This window comes from Veronia pacifica, from assembly GCF_001707825.1.
GTDB classification, from domain to species: Bacteria; Pseudomonadota; Gammaproteobacteria; order Enterobacterales; family Vibrionaceae; genus Veronia; species Veronia pacifica.
In genome coordinates this window covers 1-20,585 of sequence record NZ_LYBM01000032.1, presented here as the reverse complement: position 1 = coordinate 20,585, position 20,585 = coordinate 1, and the positions used below count along the sequence as shown (strand labels likewise).

General features: G+C 49.4%; 20 protein-coding genes and 1 pseudogene. All 21 read right to left on the bottom strand.

The features are described 5' to 3' along the window. Nucleotides 1-2 precede the first annotated feature (2 nt). On the bottom strand, nt 3-725 hold the full coding sequence (locus tag A8L45_RS15980; RefSeq protein WP_068904083.1) for an RNA polymerase sigma factor FliA: 723 nt from the start codon (nt 723-725) through the stop codon (nt 3-5). Next, nucleotides 718-1,605, bottom strand: a complete 888-nt coding sequence (locus tag A8L45_RS15975) for a MinD/ParA family protein (RefSeq protein WP_068904153.1) — start codon at nt 1,603-1,605, stop codon at nt 718-720. Before A8L45_RS15975 ends, A8L45_RS15980 begins: the two co-directional genes overlap by 8 nt. Then, nucleotides 1,598-3,217, bottom strand: coding sequence for a flagellar biosynthesis GTPase FlhF (gene flhF / locus A8L45_RS15970; protein ID WP_068904081.1), 1,620 nt, complete (start codon nt 3,215-3,217; stop codon nt 1,598-1,600). The genes A8L45_RS15975 and flhF overlap by 8 nt, the downstream gene beginning before the upstream one ends. 29 nt (nt 3,218-3,246) lie before the next feature. Next, complete coding sequence (gene flhA / locus A8L45_RS15965; RefSeq protein ID WP_390336286.1) at nt 3,247-5,286, bottom strand: flagellar biosynthesis protein FlhA; 2,040 nt, start codon at nt 5,284-5,286, stop codon at nt 3,247-3,249. 179 nt (nt 5,287-5,465) lie between these two features. Continuing rightward, a complete protein-coding gene (gene flhB, locus A8L45_RS15960; RefSeq protein WP_068904078.1) occupies nt 5,466-6,599 on the bottom strand; it encodes a flagellar biosynthesis protein FlhB in 1,134 nt (377 codons plus the stop codon). A gap of 11 nt (nt 6,600-6,610) precedes the next feature. Then, on the bottom strand, nt 6,611-7,396 hold the full coding sequence (fliR, locus tag A8L45_RS15955; RefSeq protein ID WP_068904075.1) for a flagellar biosynthetic protein FliR: 786 nt from the start codon (nt 7,394-7,396) through the stop codon (nt 6,611-6,613). 8 nt (nt 7,397-7,404) lie between these two features. After that, complete coding sequence (gene fliQ, locus A8L45_RS15950; RefSeq protein ID WP_068904073.1) at nt 7,405-7,674, bottom strand: flagellar biosynthesis protein FliQ; 270 nt, start codon at nt 7,672-7,674, stop codon at nt 7,405-7,407. A gap of 12 nt (nt 7,675-7,686) precedes the next feature. Beyond that, nucleotides 7,687-8,520: a flagellar type III secretion system pore protein FliP gene (gene fliP / locus A8L45_RS15945; protein WP_068904071.1), complete on the bottom strand. Its 834-nt coding sequence runs from the start codon at nt 8,518-8,520 to the stop codon at nt 7,687-7,689. Further along, on the bottom strand, nt 8,507-8,896 hold the full coding sequence (gene fliO / locus A8L45_RS15940; RefSeq protein ID WP_068904068.1) for a flagellar biosynthetic protein FliO: 390 nt from the start codon (nt 8,894-8,896) through the stop codon (nt 8,507-8,509). Before fliO ends, fliP begins: the two co-directional genes overlap by 14 nt. A gap of 108 nt (nt 8,897-9,004) precedes the next feature. Then, nucleotides 9,005-9,388 carry a flagellar motor switch protein FliN gene (gene fliN / locus A8L45_RS15935; protein WP_068904066.1) on the bottom strand — a complete coding sequence of 128 codons (384 nt, stop codon included), beginning with the start codon at nt 9,386-9,388 and terminating at the stop codon, nt 9,005-9,007. 57 nt (nt 9,389-9,445) lie between these two features. Then, nucleotides 9,446-10,480, bottom strand: a complete 1,035-nt coding sequence (gene fliM / locus A8L45_RS15930) for a flagellar motor switch protein FliM (protein ID WP_068904063.1) — start codon at nt 10,478-10,480, stop codon at nt 9,446-9,448. Nucleotides 10,481-10,487: 7 nt separating this feature from the next. Beyond that, nucleotides 10,488-11,003, bottom strand: a complete 516-nt coding sequence (gene fliL, locus A8L45_RS15925) for a flagellar basal body-associated protein FliL (protein ID WP_068904062.1) — start codon at nt 11,001-11,003, stop codon at nt 10,488-10,490. 71 nt (nt 11,004-11,074) lie between these two features. Further along, nucleotides 11,075-12,865 carry a flagellar hook-length control protein FliK gene (locus tag A8L45_RS15920; RefSeq protein ID WP_068904060.1) on the bottom strand — a complete coding sequence of 597 codons (1,791 nt, stop codon included), beginning with the start codon at nt 12,863-12,865 and terminating at the stop codon, nt 11,075-11,077. Between the two features lie 51 nt (nt 12,866-12,916). Beyond that, nucleotides 12,917-13,375: a flagellar export protein FliJ gene (gene fliJ / locus A8L45_RS15915; protein ID WP_068904058.1), complete on the bottom strand. Its 459-nt coding sequence runs from the start codon at nt 13,373-13,375 to the stop codon at nt 12,917-12,919. Nucleotides 13,376-13,385: 10 nt separating this feature from the next. Further along, nucleotides 13,386-14,704: pseudogene (fliI, locus tag A8L45_RS15910) on the bottom strand (flagellar protein export ATPase FliI). After that, entirely contained in the window at nt 14,697-15,734 is a 1,038-nt protein-coding gene (locus A8L45_RS15905; protein ID WP_068904056.1) for a flagellar assembly protein FliH, read from the bottom strand. The pseudogene fliI and the gene A8L45_RS15905 overlap by 8 nt, the downstream one beginning before the upstream one ends. Before the next feature lie 53 nt (nt 15,735-15,787). Next, nucleotides 15,788-16,807: a flagellar motor switch protein FliG gene (gene fliG, locus A8L45_RS15900; protein ID WP_068904054.1), complete on the bottom strand. Its 1,020-nt coding sequence runs from the start codon at nt 16,805-16,807 to the stop codon at nt 15,788-15,790. Further along, nucleotides 16,800-18,548, bottom strand: coding sequence for a flagellar basal-body MS-ring/collar protein FliF (fliF, locus tag A8L45_RS15895; RefSeq protein WP_068904052.1), 1,749 nt, complete (start codon nt 18,546-18,548; stop codon nt 16,800-16,802). Before fliF ends, fliG begins: the two co-directional genes overlap by 8 nt. A 15-nt stretch (nt 18,549-18,563) precedes the next feature. Further along, a complete protein-coding gene (gene fliE / locus A8L45_RS15890) occupies nt 18,564-18,875 on the bottom strand; it encodes a flagellar hook-basal body complex protein FliE (protein ID WP_068904050.1) in 312 nt (103 codons plus the stop codon). A gap of 118 nt (nt 18,876-18,993) precedes the next feature. After that, on the bottom strand, nt 18,994-20,394 hold the full coding sequence (locus A8L45_RS15885; RefSeq protein WP_068904047.1) for a sigma-54-dependent transcriptional regulator: 1,401 nt from the start codon (nt 20,392-20,394) through the stop codon (nt 18,994-18,996). Beyond that, nucleotides 20,391-20,585: ATP-binding protein (locus tag A8L45_RS15880; RefSeq protein WP_245680746.1), on the bottom strand; the 195-nt coding region annotated here is incomplete at its 5' end. The genes A8L45_RS15880 and A8L45_RS15885, both read right to left, overlap by 4 nt.

The window sequence follows — 20,585 nt, the reverse complement described above, 5'->3', positions numbered from 1 at the left end:
ACTTAATTCGACCAAGCCGATAGCTTGGTTCGTAACCGCTGCATTGCCTGATTCTGAATCTGGCAAACTCGGGATTCGCTAACCCCTATGATGGCACCAATCTCTTTGAGGTTAAGTTCCTCGTCATAGTATAGAGACAGTACCAATGCTTCCCTTTCTGGTAGCTTTCGGATGGCGTCTGCCAGATGGTGCTTGAAGCTGCCGTCCGATACTTCCTGAAATGTCGAATTTTCTTCTTGTGAGTCGTCAGCCGAGTAGACTTCATCCGTCATACCCAGATCTTCCATACCAACTAGCCTGCCACAATTAATGTCATTCTGAGCCTGATGGTACTGAGCCATCGACATTCCAAGCCGTTCCGCAATCTCGTTGTCTTTTGGATCTCGGCCGAGCTCACTTTCCAGCGAGGCAATTGCCTCACTGATTTGTCTGTTGTTCTTGTGTACAGATCGCGGTACCCAATCACCTCTGCGGATGTCATCTAACATGGCACCACGAATACGAATGCCAGCATATGTTTCGAAACTGGCCCCTTTAGAAGGGTCGTAATTTTGTTTGGCCTCAATCAAACCAACCATTCCGGCTTGAATCAAGTCTTCCACCTGAACATTGGGTGGCAAGCGCGCAATTATATGATGCGCAATGCGTTTTACCAATGACGAATACTGTTGGATCAGGGAATCCGGTGTTGTTCCCGCCCGATTGTAGGTTAATGCCCTATTCACTGAGGTATTCCCCCGTAGAGTCGTCTTTCACCAACAAACGCTCAACAAAAAACTCTAAGTGACCACTTGGACTGTACGGAACAGGCCAGGTCAATGCCTTGTTAGCCAGAGCTGTCATTGCAAGTGCAGCAGGCGAGCGAGGAAACGCATCGACAACCACTTTTTGCTTCCTGACAGATTGACGCACTCGTTCATCAATTGGCACACATGCTACTAATTCTAGATTAGCATTTAAAAATCTTTCTGTTACCCGAGTTAATTTTGTGAACAAATCTCGCCCTTCCCGGTAACTCCTGACCATATTGGCGACAACTTTGAACCGAGTAACCCCATGTTCGCGGCTTAGAAGCTTTATCAGCGCATACGCATCGGTAATGGATGTGGGCTCATCACAGACAACCATCAACACATCCTGAGCGGCTCTGGAAAAGCTGAGAACCATATCGGATATACCCGCCGCTGTGTCAACAATCAGTACATCAACATCTTCATCAAGCGTACCAAATGCACGGATTAACCCTGCGTGTTGGGCCTGAGTGAGCTCCGTCATACCTCTCATACCTGATGAGGCCGGTACAATCTTCATGCCATGCGGGCCTTCAACGATAATATCTTTCAGGTCACACACACCTTGCATTACGTGAGATAAATTTTTACCAACACGCAGCCCAAGTAACACATCTACGTTGGCAAGACCAAGGTCGGCGTCAAGTACCATGACTTTCTTCCCAAGTTTTGCCATCGAAGCTGCCATACCCAGGGTAATGTTGGTTTTACCCACCCCGCCTTTGCCACCAGTGACAGTGATGACCTTGGTCCGGGTTGGGGTTCTCAAGCGGCGGAGGCCGCTGGCTTGATCCTGCATGGTACTCTCAATCATAGAAGTCTGCCGAATTTGACTCTGGTACATCGTGGCTCCAGAAAGTGTGCTGTTGCTCATTGTCGCTGTCTAAAAGTTCACTGGCCCTAGTAACCAGATACTGCCCACTGGCATGACGAATATCTTCTGGAACCCGCTGCCCGTCGGCAAGGAAGGTAACCGGAAGTGCATTTTCAATGGTGACACTCAGAAGTTCACCCAGACTTAAGGACTCGTCCAGTTTTGTGAGGACGCATCCAGATAACGGTATTCTGCGGAAATGATCTATGGTTTCCTGCAAGACTCTTCGTTGCGCTGTCGCAGGCAACACAAGCAGACTTCGAATATGTGAGCCACTGTTCTGAATCAGAGTATCCAGTTGCTCAGTCAGTCGAATATCCCTTTGTCCCATCCCGGCAGTATCGAGAAATACCAAACGGCGGTGACGCAGTTGGTACAATATATCGGCCAGTTCGTCCGCATCTTTTGCAATTTTTACCGGACAACCAAGAATTCTTCCGTATGTCGATAGTTGCTCATGAGCACCGATGCGATAAGTATCTGTTGTAACAAGGGCAATCTCTTCAGGACCAAAGTCCATCGCGGCCCGAGCAGCAAGCTTGGCAATTGTGGTTGTTTTCCCGACGCCCGTCGGTCCAAGCAAGGCAATAACACCGCCATGCTCCAGTAAATTGTCTTCGCCAGTGATAACTTGGTCAGTGAGTAATTCAAGCACTGCGCTCCATGCATCAGCTGCTGGCGTATCTTCAGGTATGTAACCCGCAAGCTGATCGGAGAGAAACGGTGATAATCCCATCGCTTCGAGGCGTTTAATCAACATGGCGCGCAGAGGTTCTTTTCGTTCAACCTCCTGCCACATCAAGCCCGACAACTGATGCTCAAGAAGATTGCGAATAGAGGCCATCTCTTTCTTCATCGCCTCCATCTCACCACCTTGCTGAATACCACCACGGCTATCCATCATGGTCCGGTCTTGACGACGATCTGGCTGTCTACCGCCGCCATTTCGATCTTGGTGACGAAGCTCTTGCTCTCTGCGCATGGCAGGCAAGCCATCGGCACGGCCTTTTTGCTGCATTTTTTGCTGATATAAACGGTCAAGCTCTTGGCTTTTTTCCTGCTGCTGACGCGCATAATCTCCACCAAAGGCATGGTTGTGATTACGGGTACGTGTGAGAGCACCTTGCCTGTTCTGAGCAGGAGCAGGTTTTTGCGCCGCTTTTTGCTGACGCGCCAGTAGGCTTGTCAGGCTGTCAGCTGGCGGATCTTCTTCCGGGGGCTGCGCAGACTGACCCTGATAACGGTCTAACAGTGATGAGAATTTACTGCTGAGGGATGACTCGGCGCTGCGGGCGGGTTGCTGACTATGACGAATATCAACTTTGTCGTCAGCAAGACGACGCTGGGTATCACCCATGGCTTTCGCCACTTGAGAGCGCACTGCCTCTTTGCGGCTATCGCTCGGTGATGTTTCAGTGTCAATGGCTGCAACGATCTCGACTCCACCAGTGACCTTCTTATTCGACATGATCACAGCATCTGCGCCCAGTGCTTCTTTCACCTCACTGAGTGCCGTTCTCATGTCTTTTGCAAAAAATCGTTTAATTTTCAAATTCTTTGTCTCATATCACTGATTGACTATCAGTTGCCAACTGCATTCACTATTCTTATTTGTTTTTCATCCGGCACTTCCTGATACGAAAGGACACGTAATGCCGGAATGGTGTTTTTGACAAATTTCGCCAGTGTCGCTCTTAGCACACCAGATGTCAGTAACACCGCAGGTTCGCCCTGCAACTCTTGCTGTTGCGTCGCTTCAGAAAGTGACTGTTGCAGACGCTCGGCAAGCCCAGGTTCAATACCGGTCGATTCGCCTCCCGCTGCCTGCATAGTTTTATGCAATATCTGTTCCAGCTCAGGTGCCAAGGTAATGACCGGAAGTTCGGGCTCTATTCCGTTGATTTCCTGAACAATCATGCGGCGCAACGAAATTCTGACAGCCGCCGTCAAGATGTCAGGATCTTGACTCTTCGGCGCATACTCAGAGAGAGTCTGGACAATCGTTCTCACATCTCGAATTGGGATAGCTTCGTTTAGCAGGTTCTGGAGCACTTTAACGACCACGCCAAGAGAAATGAGGTCTGGTATCAGCCCCTCGGTCAGTCTTGGTGCCTGCTTGGCGAGCAAATCAATCAGGTTCTGTGCTTCTTCATGACCCAGCAAGCGCTCAGCATTGTTGGTTAGCAGCTGACTGAGATGGGTTGCCAACACAGTCGCGGAATCAACGACGGTATATCCCAGAGCCTGAGCATGTTCACGGTGTTTTTTATCAATCCATACTGCATCAAGCCCGAATGCTGGATCTTTCGTTTGTTCACCTTCCAGTGGCCCAAACACCTGCCCCGGATTAATCGCCAATTCCATGTCAGGACGGATCTCCGCTTCACCAGCTGCAACACCCATTAACGTGATACGGTAGTTATTCGGGGGCAACTCAAGGTTGTCACGGATATGAACCGCCGGGATCAGGAAGCCAAAATCTTGTGACAGCTTTTTCCTGACTCCCTTGACCCTGTCGAGTAGCTCGCCGCCTTGGTCACGGTCAACCATGGAAATAAGGCGATATCCCACTTCGAGACCGATCACATCGACAGGCATGACATCGTCCCAAGACAGCTCTTTCGGTTTCGGAGCGACCATATCCGTTGCTGGCGCAGCCTCTTCCGCAGCCTTGGCTTTTTTCTGTTGGCGAATCTTCCAATAGGAAAAGCTTCCGCAAATCAGCGCAAGGAATAGAAAGGGAATATGTGGCATACCAGGGACGACACCCATCACGAACAAAATGCCAGTAGCAATGACCAATGCTTTGGGGTTATCAATCAGTTGGAAGACAACCTGCTGTCCCATGTCTTCGTCGGTATTCTGACGGGTCACCATAATGGCGGCGCCGATAGACAGCAACAGAGATGGGATCTGAGCAACCAGACCATCACCAATTGTCAGCAAGGTGTATATTTCAATTGCCTTGGAGAAGCTGACATCGTGTTGAATCATACCGATGCTCAGACCGCCGATGATGTTGATGCCCAGAATCAAAATACCGGCGATGGCATCACCTTTGACGAACTTTGAGGCACCATCCATCGAACCGTAAAAGTCAGCTTCTTTGGTGACTTCCATCCTTCGAGTACGGGCTTGCTCCTGGTCAATTAAGCCAGCATTCAGGTCAGCATCAATTGCCATCTGTTTACCGGGCAAGGCATCAAGGGTGAAACGGGCCGAGACTTCTGAAATACGGCCAGCACCTTTGGTCACCACCATAAAGTTGATGATCATCAAAATGAGGAAAACCACCAGACCGACGGCGTAATTGCCCCCGATAACCACTTTACCAAAAGCGTCTATCACCTGACCCGCAGCTCCCGGTCCCTCGTGACCATGCAGGAGAACCACACGGGTTGACGCTACGTTAAGCGCAAGTCGCATCAAGGTGGCGATCAGCAGGACAGTAGGAAAAGCAGCAAAATCGAGAGGACGGCGGGTATAAACAGTAACCAGCAGGACGACCAGAGAAAGGGCAATATTGAATGAGAACATCAGGTCGAGCAGCATGGCTGGTACAGGAAGTACCACCATCGCTAACGTAGCCAATACCAAAATCGGCGCACCGATGGCTGGCATCCCTTGGTCAAACCGGAAAGGGACTTTTTCTGATACTTTGTTCAGTAACGGCAAGGCGAGTTTCATTGTCGTTTTCTTCGAACTCCAAAATCGATGATTGAGTTCTAAGCAAAAAGCGAACCAGCTTTTTTTAACGATATCAGTCAGTCACTTGGATATGTTATTCAGTACATAATGGCCTAGCGACGTAAATCTGACGGTATCGGTAATTGGTCAGGCTTAATCGCCTGGGGCCGTCGTCCACGACCTTTCTTGAACTGCTTCAACTGAAAGACATATGCCAGAAGCTGAGCAACTGCTGTAAACAGCCCGTCAGGAATTTGTTGTTCAAGTTCGGTACTGTAATATACCGCACGTGCAAGCGGGGGGGCAGGAACGATATCAATATCGTATTCAGTCGCTATTTCACGAATCTTCATTGCGGTAAAGTCGATGCCCTTCGCAACAACGACAGGCGCTCTGTCCATTGCGCTGTCGTATCGAAGAGCAACAGAGTAGTGCTCGGGGTTGGTGATCACGACATCGGCAGTCGGGATTTCCGCCATCATACGACGCTGGGCCATTTCACGTTGCAGCATCCGAATACGGCCTTTGACCTCAGGTTTACCCTCGGTATCCTTGAACTCGTCTTTGATTTCCTGCTTTGTCATTTTGAGCTGTTCGTTGTGCTGCCAAATTTGGAACGGGATATCAATGGCAACGACAATGAGCAGAGAGAGACAAATCAGCAACACGAAATCAAGCAGCATCTCCATCGCATGATACAAATTGGTAGGGAACTGCTCGAGAGTCAATTGGTGAAAGTCATCAAGATTTGACCACATGATCAAGACAGCCATGCCACTCACCAGAGTGACTTTGAGAATTGACTTGATCAGCTCAACCAGACTCTGTTTGCCAAACATGCGCTTGATGCCGCTGAGCGGGTTCATCTTAGACAGTTTAGGTCGCGCCGCCTCCCAAGAGAAACTGACTCCGCCGACCCCCGCAGCCCCCACCAGCGCAGCAACAAACAAGGTGATGAGAATAATGGCTAACGGCCAGAATAAATACCAGATAGAATTAGACAAGATTAGCCACAAACGATGAACATCGTAGATCTCTTCCCGACTCAGACTGAACATTTCTGCCATCACTTTCATTATGGCAGCACCAAGATCCTGACCGAACCACATTAATGCGATGGCTCCGATCACTAAGACTGAAGCTGACGCCAGTTCTCTTGAGCGCGGAACCTGACCTTTCTCCCGCGCCTGCTCCCGCCTTCGGGGGGTGGCTTCTTCTGTACGTTCCTGACCGTCACTCTCTGCCATTTCTTAATTCCTCAGAGATCACAGTTAAGACGAATCAGATCGCAGACCGAGCTGATACCTGTCTGCCAGTGCTGCTGATACTGTGGAAGGAGGCCTGCCATGATATACCAGCTGACAAAGAGACCCACGATAAGCGCAAAGGCAAAACCGAGGGAGAAGATATTTAGCTGAGGCGCGGCACGGGTCATAATACCGAACGAGATATTAATGGTTAACAAAGCAATAATGCCCACCAGCGAAATACTGAGTGCAACACTAAACATGATGCCAAACCAACCGGCCAATGCTTGATAGTTAACCGCAGACAACATGCTTCCCACAGGCAGTGTGTCAAAGCTCATCACCACGAGTTTCAGCATTTCCAAGTGACCGTCAGTGGCGAGAAACAGCATGGTGACCAGGAAGAGATAAATCTGACCAAGCAAAGGCGTATTCTGACCATTGGCGGGGTCAACCATGGATGCGAAACCCAGACTAGACTGCATACCCAATATCTGGCCGAGTAAAACGAAGGTTTGAATGACAAACTGGGTCACGGTACCCATGGCAACGCCAATCAGGACCTGTTGTGCCAGTATCAGAAACCCTGCGAAAGACACCAACTGAATATCGTCCGGCACCGCAGGGAGCGCTGGCATCACAGCAAAAGTGACGGCCAGAGACAGGTACAACCGCACTCTCACGGGTACGAACCGGGCACCGAAAAATGTCATGGTCATCAACATTGATGAAATGCGGGTCCACGGCCAGAAGTAATTCGCCATCCAGTCGAGGATCATTGCAGTTGGATATTCCATCGCCGCTCTCAATACAGAAGTTGAGGGATTTCTTCTATCAGATGGAAAAAGTATTCCATCAACATGCGAGTCATCCAGTGGCCGAAGAACATCAGGGCCAGCAAGGTCGCAATCAACCTCGGTAAGAAGCTCAGTGTTTGTTCATTGATTGAGGTTGCCGCCTGAAAAACAGCAACAATCAGACCAACCAGCAGACCCGGCACCACGATTGCGGACACCATGATCAGCACCATCTGGAGTGAATCCTGAAAAATACCGACAAAGAGTTCTGGAGCCATAATTTGCCTACCCTACCCGAAGCTGCCAGCCAGTGTAGACAGGATAAGATTCCAGCCATCCACAAGCACAAAGAGCATGAGTTTAAATGGAAGTGATACGATCATTGGAGACAGCATCATCATACCCATCGCCATCAATACCGATGCCACGACTAAATCAATAACCAGGAAAGGCAAAAAGAGCATGAAACCTATCTGGAATGCCGTTTTCAGTTCCGACGTGATAAATGCAGGTATTAAGACTGTCATCGGCACTTCTGACGGGTCTTTCGCTTGTGAGCCGGACATATTGACAAAGGTTTCGAGGTCTTTGACCCGGGTCTGCTTCAGCATGAAATCACGCAGCGGAACCTGTACTCGCTCAAAAGCTTCTTTAGCCGTGATGCTCTCGTTGATATAGGGCTGGATAGCATCAGTATTCATTCGGTCGATGACAGGAGACATAATGAAAAAGGTCAAAAACATGGATATACCAATGATCACCTGATTGGACGGGGTTTGTTGCAGCCCCATCGCCTGACGCAAAATTGCCAGTACCACCACAATCCGCGTAAAAGAAGTCATCAATATAACGATGGCAGGTAAGAAACCCAGCGCCGTCATCAACGCCAGAATCTGCAGCGTCACTGAATAGTCTTCGCTGCCATCCGGGTTTACTGTCATGGTGAGTGCCGGAATTCCGCCACCGCCATTACGCTGCTGTATCATTGACGCATCACCCGCTTTCTCTATCGAGGTAACGGCCTGTGCTGCCAAGTCTGACACCGTATCTTCTGCATGTGCCGGAAAACCGACAATCAACAGCGTCGTCAAAAAAATGGCGAAGAGTGATTTATACATTTTCATTTTTTTTCAATATCTGATTGAGGTGTTCACTGAAAGAAGTCGGCGTTGCCGGCGCTTCCATCGGCTCGTTCAGCGTTTTCAGAAGGGTGATTTGCTGACCAGTAACACCAATCAAAACTTGTTCCTTGTTCACCTCAACCACCATGACCCGTTCTTTCTGTCCGACAGCTAACTGACTGATAATACGCATACCTGACTGACCATTTGGTAAGCCGGGCACTTTCAATCGTTTGACGACCCAGCTCAGCGCAAGAATCAAACCAAGCACTAAAAAAAGTGAAATGAGCGTTGTTCCAAGTTTCAGATCTGCTTGTGGTGCTGCCATGACAGGCACAGAGAAGAAAGAGAACAAAAGGATGATTATCGGTTTTACCATCTGTCAGCCACTTGTTGAGAAACAGGTTAAAAGAGGGGGAAAGCAAATTTCAGGCCGAAAAAAAGCACCTCTTCAAAGAGGTGCTTTAAAACATGATAAAACAATTAGTTAGCTAAGCTTTTTAATTCGCTCTGTTTGGCTAATCACGTCAGTCAGTCGAATACCAAACTTGTCATTGACCACAACCACTTCACCATGTGCAATCAATGTTCCGTTGACCAGCACATCCAGTGACTCGCCAGCCAGACGATCCAACTCAACAACAGAACCCTGATTAAGTTGAAGCAGGTTCCGTATATTGATGTTTGTCCGGCCAACTTCCATCGCGATAGTTACCGGAATATCCATGATGGAGTCTAACTTACGCTGCTCATCTTCTGAGATGCTCACCGTCTCATCTGTCAGCTCGTCGAGCGGCGCAAGCTCCGCGCCGGACTCAACCTCTTCTTGCTCGGCAAGAGCCGCTGCCCATTCGTCTTCTACATCACTCATCGCAATTCACCATATCAATCAACTACGCCGCATATCGGGCGGCCCGGAAGTATCGACTCAGTCGTCATCTTCCCGATTTTTTGATTCTTTTTTCTCAAGCAACATGATGTCACTCTTCGCCACTTCAGGCCGCTTGAGTTCTTCAGTAATTTTTATCGCCATATTTTCATTTGACTGACCCATTTTGCCCCGGAAGGACGGCAAATCTTCAACATAAATCGTGCAATGCTCAGGCATTTTAACCGGAATGACATCCCCGGCTTCCATCTCCATCAGATCACGCAGTGAGAGCTGGGTTTCAAGTAACTTAGCCGTGAGCAGAACTTCTACGCCCATGATTTCCTCTTCCAGCGCCGTTGTCCAGCGATGGTCAGTATCCCCTTTGTCACTCTGGATACCCGCATCTAAGATCTCACGGATAGGCTCTACCATCGAGTATGGCATGACGATATGAAAGTCGCCGCCCCCGCCATCAAGCTCTATATGGAAAGAGCTGACAACAATTACCTCTGTCGGGCTGACTATATTAGCCATTGCCGGGTTCACTTCAGAATCGAGGTAATCGAATTCTACATTCATGACAGGTTCCCAAGCATCAATGTAGTCTTCAAAAATCAGCTTGAGCAGCATACGAATGACACGACGCTCGGTTGGGGTGAATTCACGCCCCTCAATCCGGGCATGAAAGCGTCCATCTCCGCCAAAAAAGTTTTCCACCAGAATAAATACCAGTCGGGCTTCCATGGTAATAAGCGCTGTCCCTTTTAAAGGACGGAAGCGAACCATATTCAGGCTGGTTGGAACAAAAAGTGTGTTCTGATATTCGCCAAATTTTAAGGTTTGGACACCATTAATCGATACTTCAGCTGTTTTACGCAGCATGTTGAAAATACTGATCCGCATATGGCGGGCAAAACGTTCGTTGATGAGCTCCAGAGTCGGCATCCGACCACGGACAATGCGGTCTTGCGACGAGAAGTCAAAGCTGGAGGCCTCGGAATCATCGACCTGTTCACTGCCAGTCTCTTCCTCATCAGGTGGATCTCCACCGCTGAGTAGCGCATCAATTTCGTCTTGACTGAGTAAATCCACGTTACACCTATTGCATTACAAAACCAGTGAATAACACCCGCTCAACCACGGCCTCGCCGATAGCATTTTCCATTGCTTTTTGAACGGATTCTGCCGCCATCTGACGGACTTCATCCTGTCCTTTTGCGGTTCGCAGCTGTTGTACTGTTGCCTTTCCAAACGCTTCCAGCAAGCTGGACTCAACCAGCGGTAAATTCTGCTGAACCAAAAACTGATGTGACTCACCTCTGACCATCAGTTGTATCTCAACCTGTACCAATCTGTGTGCCCGATCACCTGTCACATTAAAAATAAATGGCTGATCAAGCGTGACGTACAAAGCAGGGGCCGGAGGCGCATCTGATTCTGTTTTTTCCTGTGAAGCAGTCGCTTCAGGTGGGGCCTCATCGCCCCCAGACATCAAAAAGAAAGCTGCACCACCCCCGCCCGCTAGCAACACTACCGCAGCAATGATGATAATGAGCAGTTTGGATTTACCTCCACCGCCTTCTTCTTCAGTATTTTCTGTTTCTTCTTCCGCCATCTTTTACCTCAATATACATCAGCAGAGAACAATATTTAATCACATCAACACACCTTTCAGATGTCGATGTATCAGGCATAAAAGTCGACACCGTCAGACGATGGCCTGATGTAGACATCCCTGACGAGAGTATTTGTATCATCATCCAGTGATAAACCAGATCGACCCGAACTCGAGGATCCCTGGCCATCACCCTGCTGGCCCTGACCAGTGGATGCCTGCTGATTACCGTTACTTTGTTGCTGCACGGATGACTGAGACAACTGTAGGCCCTGCTGTTGCATCATCTCGCGTAATCTCGGCATCGCACTTTCCAAGGCATCTCTGGCGTGCTGGCTTGATACCGTAAACTGCACTGAGGCCTGTTGCTCACTGCCCATTGAGAGTTTTATTTGTACTCTGCCAAGCTCTGGCGGATCAAGTCTGATATCAACCTGCTTAAGGTTTTTTGACATCATAATATTTACCCTTTCCGCTAGTGCAGCAGCCGCTTCATTCTGGTTAGTACTGATTTGTAAAGGGCTCTGTGCGACACTGCTGTCCAGCTTGGCTGCAATAGTGCTGCCTTGCTGTCCGAAAGATGCTGCTAATTGCTGGGCCAGAGCCTCTGGTTTATTTTCTACCTGAGGCGCCTTGCTTCCCTCAGTCGCTGCCATAATATCTGTTTTCAGTGACTCTGGAGAGAGTCCCTCTCTAACCGCTTTCTGTAGCTGATTCTGACTAAATCCAGCTGCGCCAGCGAGTACAGGAGATAATTCCGGCTTTGCCTGTTGAGCAGTAGCCTGCTGTGGTGCAGTTTCATCCGCTACTATTTGGGTTGGCTGGCGTAAAGCAGGATCTTGCAGATGCTTGGTTGGTTCCGCTCTGGCGGCAACCTGCAAGTCTGACACTTTTACCTGCTGACCTGAAGATTCAGCCACTTTGTTCCGTACTTCACCGACTTCTTTTCCTGTCGCTTTTACATCTGCTTTCTCAACATCACCAGAGGCGACAGGAGTTGACGGCTGATTGGACTCTGTTATCAAGGTTTCTTTTAATTGGGTGAGAAGTTCAACCTGCTCACTCGTTAACTTTTCTGGAGACTCAGCTGCCAATGACAATGCCTGCTTCTGCTCATCAGTCAGGGCTGCTTCAAGTTCGGGAGACTGATGAACGAGTTTAACCAACACGTCAATATCTTTTATTGTCAGTGTTTCTTCCTGATGATCGCTTTTATCAGTGGAGACCTGCTCAATATCTTTCACGTGTTCGTGTTCACGATTGAAATGTTTAGCAAGCAAGAGTTCTGATTGCGGCAAGGTTTTGCCTGATGGCATCGCGTTCACCGTCAGAACATCGCCGCTCTCTTCTTCACCGTTATTCACTTTCACTTCGTCAGTATCAGCCGCAGATGGTTTCGCAGATAGGGCCGCTGAAGACATCGCCAGCCTGTCCAACAGAGCTTTGGTATCCATAATTGCCTGCTTTGAGGCAAGCTCAGCATCGGATTCTGTATTAGTTTTATCACCCTCGGAAACAGCGGTGTCGGTCTCAGATTTACCCTCAACAGGATCTTCTGACACCTGTTCGTTTTCGTCAGCGACCTTTGCTGTCTCCGGCTCTGCATTTTCAGCAACTTCTTTTGTATCAGCTGCATCGGCTGTTTCAGCATCTTTTATCTCTGCAGAGTCTACTGATTTATCCTGGTGGACAGCATGTTCCAAAGATTCTTTGAAGCGCTCACCGGCATCACTTTTTTCAACAACAGGCATACGCTCTGAAGCTGCTGGTGCCGCTTTCATTAAAACGCTCTGTAATGGAAGTGTGGGCTGATTCATATCGCTACCATCATCAGTGAAAAGGGTAAGGTTTACGCTGCACATCGCGGCGTTATCCCAATCTTTTTTGATTTACTGCTAGCTTAAAAGCAATTATCAGGCCAAGTTGGATTTTTTCTGTTGTTGGCGGAAATAAGAGAGGGTAGCAAACTCGTCCATTTGTTTCTGCTCGAGCTTTTCAGCCCTTATTTTTTCTTCGTTACGGCGTTTTTCACACAACCAATCAAGTGAACGGGTTTTCTCCCGACAGCTGTGCCAATAGGTGCGGCAATCTTCCACTTTTTGTTCAAATGCACCTGCCGCCTGGCGCTGTTTTGCCAGTGTCTCATCAAGCTGAACGATAAAGCGGTTGAGATGGCCGTAGTTACTGGCAGTCAGGCCCTGCTGACCACGGGCCGTCATCTGCTTGCAGTAATCAAAACGGTATTGTTCAATCTGCTCAAGCTGGCGGCGATACCCTTCCAGTTCCTGTTGCGCGGACACCAATGCCAGCTGGGCATTCTGCTCATCGCTTTGGGCTCTTTCAAGTAACAATTCCAGTGCCGAGTTCGCCATATTTTAAACCCTACCCCTGCAATGATGAACGGAGCATGTTGACACACATATCATAAGGCACCACCTCCTTCATACCCTGTTGGAGGTACTGATCTAGCTTGGGTTTAAACATGAAGGCCTGATCAATAGCCTGATCTGTTCCCGGCTTGTAGGCACCAATTGATACGAGATCCTGATTTTTACGACATACGGACAACACCTGACGGACAGCACGTGCCATCAACATGTGTTCTTCGTTAACTATCTGTGGCATCACCCGACTGACCGAGCGTTCGACGTCAATAGCAGGATAATGTCCGGCATCTGCCATTTCACGGGACAGCACAATGTGCCCGTCAAGAATCGCTCTTGCCGCATCCGCTATCGGGTCTTGCAAGTCGTCGCCTTCGGTCAAAACGGTGAAAAAAGCAGTAATTGATCCCTGACCGTCACTGCCATTCCCGGCACGTTCAACCAGCGCTGGTAACTTGGCAAATACAGAGGGTGGGTAGCCTTTTGTGGCTGGCGGCTCTCCGACTGACAGAGCAATCTCCCTCTCGCCTGAGCAAAGCGAGTTAGCGAGTCCATCAGCAGCAGCACATCCAGCCCCTGATCGCGAAAATATTCCGCGATAGTCAGTGCTGTCTGGCAGCCTTTCAGACGCATGAGGGGAGAGGCATCTGCAGGAGCCGCGATCACCACGGAGCGGGCACGTCCCTCGTCGCCAAGGATCTCATCTATGAATTCTTTTACTTCGCGGCCACGTTCGCCAATCAGTCCGACAACGACAACCTGTGCAGTTGTTCCACGGGTCATCATGCCAAGCGTGACAGACTTTCCGACACCTGAACCAGCAAAAAGCCCGATACGCTGGCCTTTGCCAACCGTCAACAGGCCATTGATTGCCTTAATACCGACATCAAGGGGACTGTCGATTGGTTTTCTGGCGAGCGGATTAATCGTCTGAGCGGTAAATGATGCTTTATTATCGGAGTAAATATCTCCTTTGCCATCAAGCGGATTACCGACACCATCAATGACTCGGCCCAGCAGTTGAGGGCCAACCGCAATGCCTTGTTCATGTACCAATGGCGTGACCCGGGCGCCGGGTAAGACACCGGTTAACTGCTCGCTGGGCATAAGGAAAAGGGTGTCACCGGAAAAGCCAACGACTTCAGCCTCGATATCACCATGTAACGTTTCAACCCGGCAAAGGCTGCCGACAGATGCCCGACAACCAATAGCTTCAAGGGTAAGTCCGACGACCCGAACAAGCCGACCTGATGCAACAGGCCGGGTAACAAGATTGGTCGTTTTAAGTGTCGAAAGGCGTTCAGAGAGATTAAGCATTACTGCTCTCATCGGCCGCCGAAAGCGTTGAGTTAATATTGTTGCTATCTTGCTGGCTCTGTTCAAACGCTTCGGTGCCAGTCATCAGACTGTCGTCGGAAGGCTCAGACACCATGGGATCTGCAGGCGCAGTATCAGACGAGTCTATTTGTTCGCTGCTCTCTTGGACTTGTTGCACTCTTGGCTCATCGAGCATGACGTTTTGCGCATCCTCGTCTGAATCCTGAGGCAGTGTCGTTTGATTCTGCCCTCTGAACTGACTCAGTAGATGACGAACTCTGTCTTCCATTCGGTAATCGACAGATGAGTCTTCGCAGTAGAGTTGAATGTCGCCAGTGTTCAGAGATGGCTCAGAGACGAGCTGCCAGTTGCGCTCTGCGATACCTTGTTCGCCATGAGCCTGCTCTACCCTCTCTCTGTCTTCAGGGTGAAGATATACGGTGACCTTTCGACCGGACACTGGCAATGACTGTACGGCTTCTCGTAGCGTAGCAAGAATCACCTGAGGATTCGTCTGCACCTCAACATCAATCAATGAGCGAGTCAGCGAAAGTACCAGTTCCAGCATCTGTTGCTGAATATCGGCATCAACCTGCTGCAACGGATAAACCAGTTTTTCAACCATGGCTTCAAGCTGCTGACATTTTTCATCAACAGCCTGTTTACCGCCTGCCAGACCCTCTTCAAAGCCCGCCTCTCGCCCTTCAGCGAAACCCGCCTCACGACCTTCGGCAAACCCCTCTTCGCGCCCCTGCTCAAAACCAGCCTGATGCCCCTCTTCCCTGCCTTCTTCAACAGCAGACGCATGAATTTCTTCGAGCGCATCAGCCGTCAGAGGTTTGACAGCAACTTCAGGTTCAGCATGCACATCTTCAAGAGCGGCCTCAGGAGACCAGCCCGGATCGAAGTTAAGCGCCGTTTCCCTTGGCGGTGGCTTTCTGTCATGGTGATCAGGTAAGGACCAGCGGGCAAACGTGTCTGACGGTACATCATCAGCGCGAATGTAGCCACGGCGACGATCATTAGACATAAACCACCTCAGCAGGATTAGCGTTTGTCATCAAGCCGAAACGATGGGAATGATTAGAGGAACTCGTCTGCACCGCCACCACCCAACATAATTTCGCCCGAGTCGGCAAGACGTCTTGCAACAGAGAGGATTTCCTTCTGAGCACCTTCCACATCGGCCACGCGAATGGGTCCCATTGCCTCAAGGTCGTCACGCAGCATTTCTGCAGCACGCGACGACATATTGGCGAATATTTTCTCGCGCAGACCTTCCTCGGCACCCTTGAGCGCTTTTTGTAGAGCTTCTTGAGGAACATCGCGAAGAATAGCTTGTATACCGCGATCGTCGACATCGGCAAGGTTGTCGAAGACGAACATGAGGTCCTGAATCTGAGACGCCATTTCTTCGTCGTTCTGTTCGATTTGCTCCATGAGTGCAGCTTCCATGGTTTTATCCATGTAGTTCATGATGTCGGCTGCTGCTTTCAGGCCGCCAATCTTGGCCGCTTGAGCGCCAGACTGACCAGCAAACTGTTTCTCCATAATTTCGTTTAGCTCTTTCAGTGCGGCAGGCTGCACTTCTTCAAGTGTAGCAATACGCATCACCAAATCTAACGCATCACGCTCAGCGAACTGAGTAAGAATTTCGGCAGACTGCTCGGGCTCCAGATATGATAAAACAATAGTTTGAATCTGGGGGTGCTCGTTGAGAATAATGGATGCCACCTGACGCGGATCCATCCATTTCAGGGCTTCAAGCCCTCGTGACGCACCACCCGATGTGATCTGGTCAACCAAATTATTGGCTTTGTCCTCACCTAAAGCGGCAACAAGGGCGTTGCGAACGAAGTCCTCACTGCCCATACCGATAGATGTGTACTGCTGTATCTCTTCGATAAATGCACTGTGGACTGCGGCAACTCGCTCCTGACTCAAGTCATTCATGGTTGTCATCGCCTGCCCCACTCTTTGAACCTGTTTTGGCTCAAGGTGGCGGATGATACTCGCAGCATCTTGCTCGGTCAGGCTGAGCAGCAATATCGCAGCCTTATCCAGCCCTGTTAGTGCTCCATCAGCGTTTTCGTTATCAGCCATGTTCACTTACCCAATTCTTAATAACCTGTGCGGCAAGGTCAGGCTCATTAGCCACCAATGCACGCACAGCTTTAAGCATATCTTCGTCTTTATGCAGATCAGGCAGTCCCATACCCGAGTCGCCAATTGAGAAATCTCCGCTGCCGTCCAGGTCAGCGCCAATAAGACCAATCTCATCATCAGGATTAAGCGGCAATCCGTCCGGCCCAAGCATTTCGCCATTGGGGCCAAGTGCGCCATCATCGTCCTGCTCTGGGTACATGAGTTTACTCAGTGCAGGTCTTATCAGTACCATAATCACGACAATAACAATCAGAGAAGCAGCTAGCCAGCGAATCCAATCGTTGAAGTTCGGATGTTCCCAGATAGGCACATCACCAATCTTCTCAACCTCAGGCTTAACAAAGGGCACCGATATCACTTCAAGCACGTCGCCTCGGGCCTGTGAAAAACCAACACCCCCCATTAATAAACGACGAATTTTTTCCAGCTCTGCATCTGCTACGGGACCAAACGTCGCTTCACCCGTTTCTTTATTGATGCCCTGAATATAATTTACGGCAACCGAAACCGTCTGACGCTGAACGGTACCCGTCTGAGAACGCTGGTGACTGATGGTGGTATCCAGTTCATAATTTCGGGTCGTTTCACGACTCAGCGAGCCATTTTCACCTGCTCCGGCTTTGTTCAGCGTCTTAACATCTTCCGGTATTGCTGAATCAGCTGGTGGTTGGTTACTCAGTGCTCCGGGAATACCCGCCACCAAGTCACTGTTGTTGTAATCTTCTCGGTTATACTCGCTTCGAGTAGCAGGCGTCGCCGGGTCAAAACGTTTCCGGGTTTCCTCTACCTTGGTAAAATCGAGAGTAACGTCAACCTGAGAGGTATAGTTGCCCAGTCCGAGCACTGGAATCAAAATAGAGTCAATTTTTTCGCGTAATGATTGTTCTTGCTTACGCTCAAGTTCATATTCTTTTCTCTGCACCGCAGAGAGTGGATCCTGACTCCCCGAGCTGAGCAAGCGGCCATGCTGGTCGGTAACCGTCACCCTGACAGGCTTGAGGCCCGGCACAGCGGAGGCCACCATGTCTACGATTGAGTCCACTTCTTCCTGACCCAATGTCGAGCCATTTCGCAATGTCAGCAGAACACTTGCTGAAGCTTCTTCATTGTGACGGACAAAAACGCTGCGCTTTGGCAAGGCAAGCAGAACTCTCGCCTTTTTGACCCGCTGAATTTTTTCTATGGCTGCAGCCAGCTGTCGCTCTCGACTCAGTTTAAGGCGCTCTCTCTCCAACTGTTGCGACACGCCAAATCCCATATCTTTCAGAAGAATATCATCGCCTTCTTCTGTTCTTTGGTTCAGGCCAGCTCTCGCCATATCGAGCTTGATATCACCGTACTCGCCAGCAGGCACCATGATCGTATTACCATCCAGACGATAATCAATTTTTTTGCTATCCAGATGGTCAAGGATGGGGATAAGGTCTTCAGTCTCGTATTGCCCCAGCGGTCTTAATTCCGGCTCTCTAATCCAGAAAAAAAGCATAATGATCAAGGAAATGAAAATCGCCAGTGCAGTGACCAAAATCAACTGACGGGCAAAATCCATCCCTCCAAGAACACTGGATGAGTCTGTTGCGGGTGCGATAACAAGATCCGTTTGGTCATCGGCTGCTGCAGGCAAAGCTGCGACGGTATCGGTTACCGCCAGATCTGTATTTTGACTTTCTACCGCCACGGTTCAGTTCCCACCTTATACAGGCATGTTCATCAGTTCTTTATAAGCTTCAACAAGCTTATTTCTCGTTTGAACTGTTGCATCAAACGCTACGCTCGACTTATTTCGGGCAATCATAACATCGGAGAGACTGACACTGCGGTCGCCCTGATCGAAACGCGTCGTGAGTTCAGAAGATGTCTTTTGGAGTCCGTTGACATTATTGATGGCGTTTGACAGCAACTGACCAAAATCTTCACCGACCTGCTGACCAGTAGCCGGGCGAGTCATGCTTTGTGCTTCGGCTGCCAGTACCTGCATTTCCTGTTGCATTGTGTTGACTTTCATTTGCCACCTTCTCTGTCAAACTTTTGACTTCTTGCGTCTTTGATTAAAAAAATGTTCGCTTTTATATCAGTTGATGCAAAAAGCACACCAAGTAATGAAAAAGTCAGTTAGACTACCATCAGCCCGGTAACTCAATACCAGCGTCACGCATTTTTGCCAGTTTGTACCTCAACGTCCTAGGACTGATCCCCAGTTTTTCTGCTACATCTTTTCGTCTGCCTTCGCAGGCTTTCAGTGCATCCAGAATAATGGCAAATTCTTGCTCTCTAAGTTCACCACCCAGACTTTCTGTTGTGGCAGAAGGGACTTCAAAAGGAATCGGCTGAGCCTGTGGCTCAATATCCGGAACAACCGTCGGGGAAACCGTCTGTTTTTGTTCGCTGGTATATTGCCAGTCAAGACCCTCAAGCAAAATGTCATCAGACCTGATGTGCTTGTCGTTACAGAGGATCAGCGCACGCTGAATCACATTGTCCAGCTCCCTGACATTGCCCGGCCATGGGTACGAGGTGAGTTTATCTGCTGCACAAGTTTCAATATCCGGCACTCTGAGACCAGCTTTCATACAATGTCGCTGAATCAGATGTGTCGCCAAAGGTAAGATATCTCCTGCTCTGTCTTTTAATGGCAGCCAACTGATGGGAAAAACATTAAGACGATAGTAGAGATCCTCACGGAAATTACCCTGCTCAACGTAGTGCCTTAAATCACGGTTACTGGTGGCCAGAACGCGAACATCCAGCTCTATACTTTTTCGTCCACCGAGACGCTCTACTTCTCGCTCCTGCAGCACACGGAGTAATTTGGCTTGTAATGACAAATCCATTTCACTGATCTCATCCAGTAAAATGGTGCCTCCCTGTGCCTGCTCAAATTTCCCCGGGCAAGCCTGAACAGCACCGGTAAACGCACCCTTTTCATAACCGAAAAGCGTCGCTTCAAGCATATTTTCCGGAATGGCGGCGCAATTAATAGCGACAAAAGGCCCCTCTGACCGCAAAGAATAACGGTGGATATGCCTCGCCATCACCTCTTTACCCGAACCACTGGGGCCAAGAATCATTACGTTAGCGTCTGTCTTTGCCACTTTGTCAGCCAAAGCCATCAAGGCCTTGCTCTTAGGATCTGCCACAATGGCATCTACCCTGTCGACCTGCGGGGGGGCATAGCGGCTGATCATGTTCAGCAGTACTTCCGGCGCAAAAGGTTTAGCCATGTAATCAATGGCTCCCTCTTTCATTGCCGAAACAGCATCAGAAATATTGGCGTACGCAGTCATCAAAAGCACAGGTAATTTGGGATGGCTAAGTTTAAGGTTTCGCAATAGCGCTAGGCCATCCATTCCTGCCATTTGTACGTCTGACACCACAATATCAACAGATTCTTTCTTCAGCATCAGCAGTGCCTGTTCACCGCTGTCAGCCTCTATCCACTGATAACCAGCAAGGGATAACGTATCGACCAGCGCCTCTCGTAAACCTGCATCATCCTCTACGATCAGTACTTTGCTCTGTTTCATTCCGCTTCTCCTGCTAAATGTGGGTGATCACTGCCATCAGAATCCAAAATGGGGAGACATAAGGTAAAACATGCCCCCTTTCCAGACTCGGAGTGGACGGTGAGCTCACCTTTATGAGCTCGACAGACCATTTGAACGACAGTCAGGCCAAGGCCGGTTCCTTGTTTACGCGTTGTAAAGAAGGGTTCAAA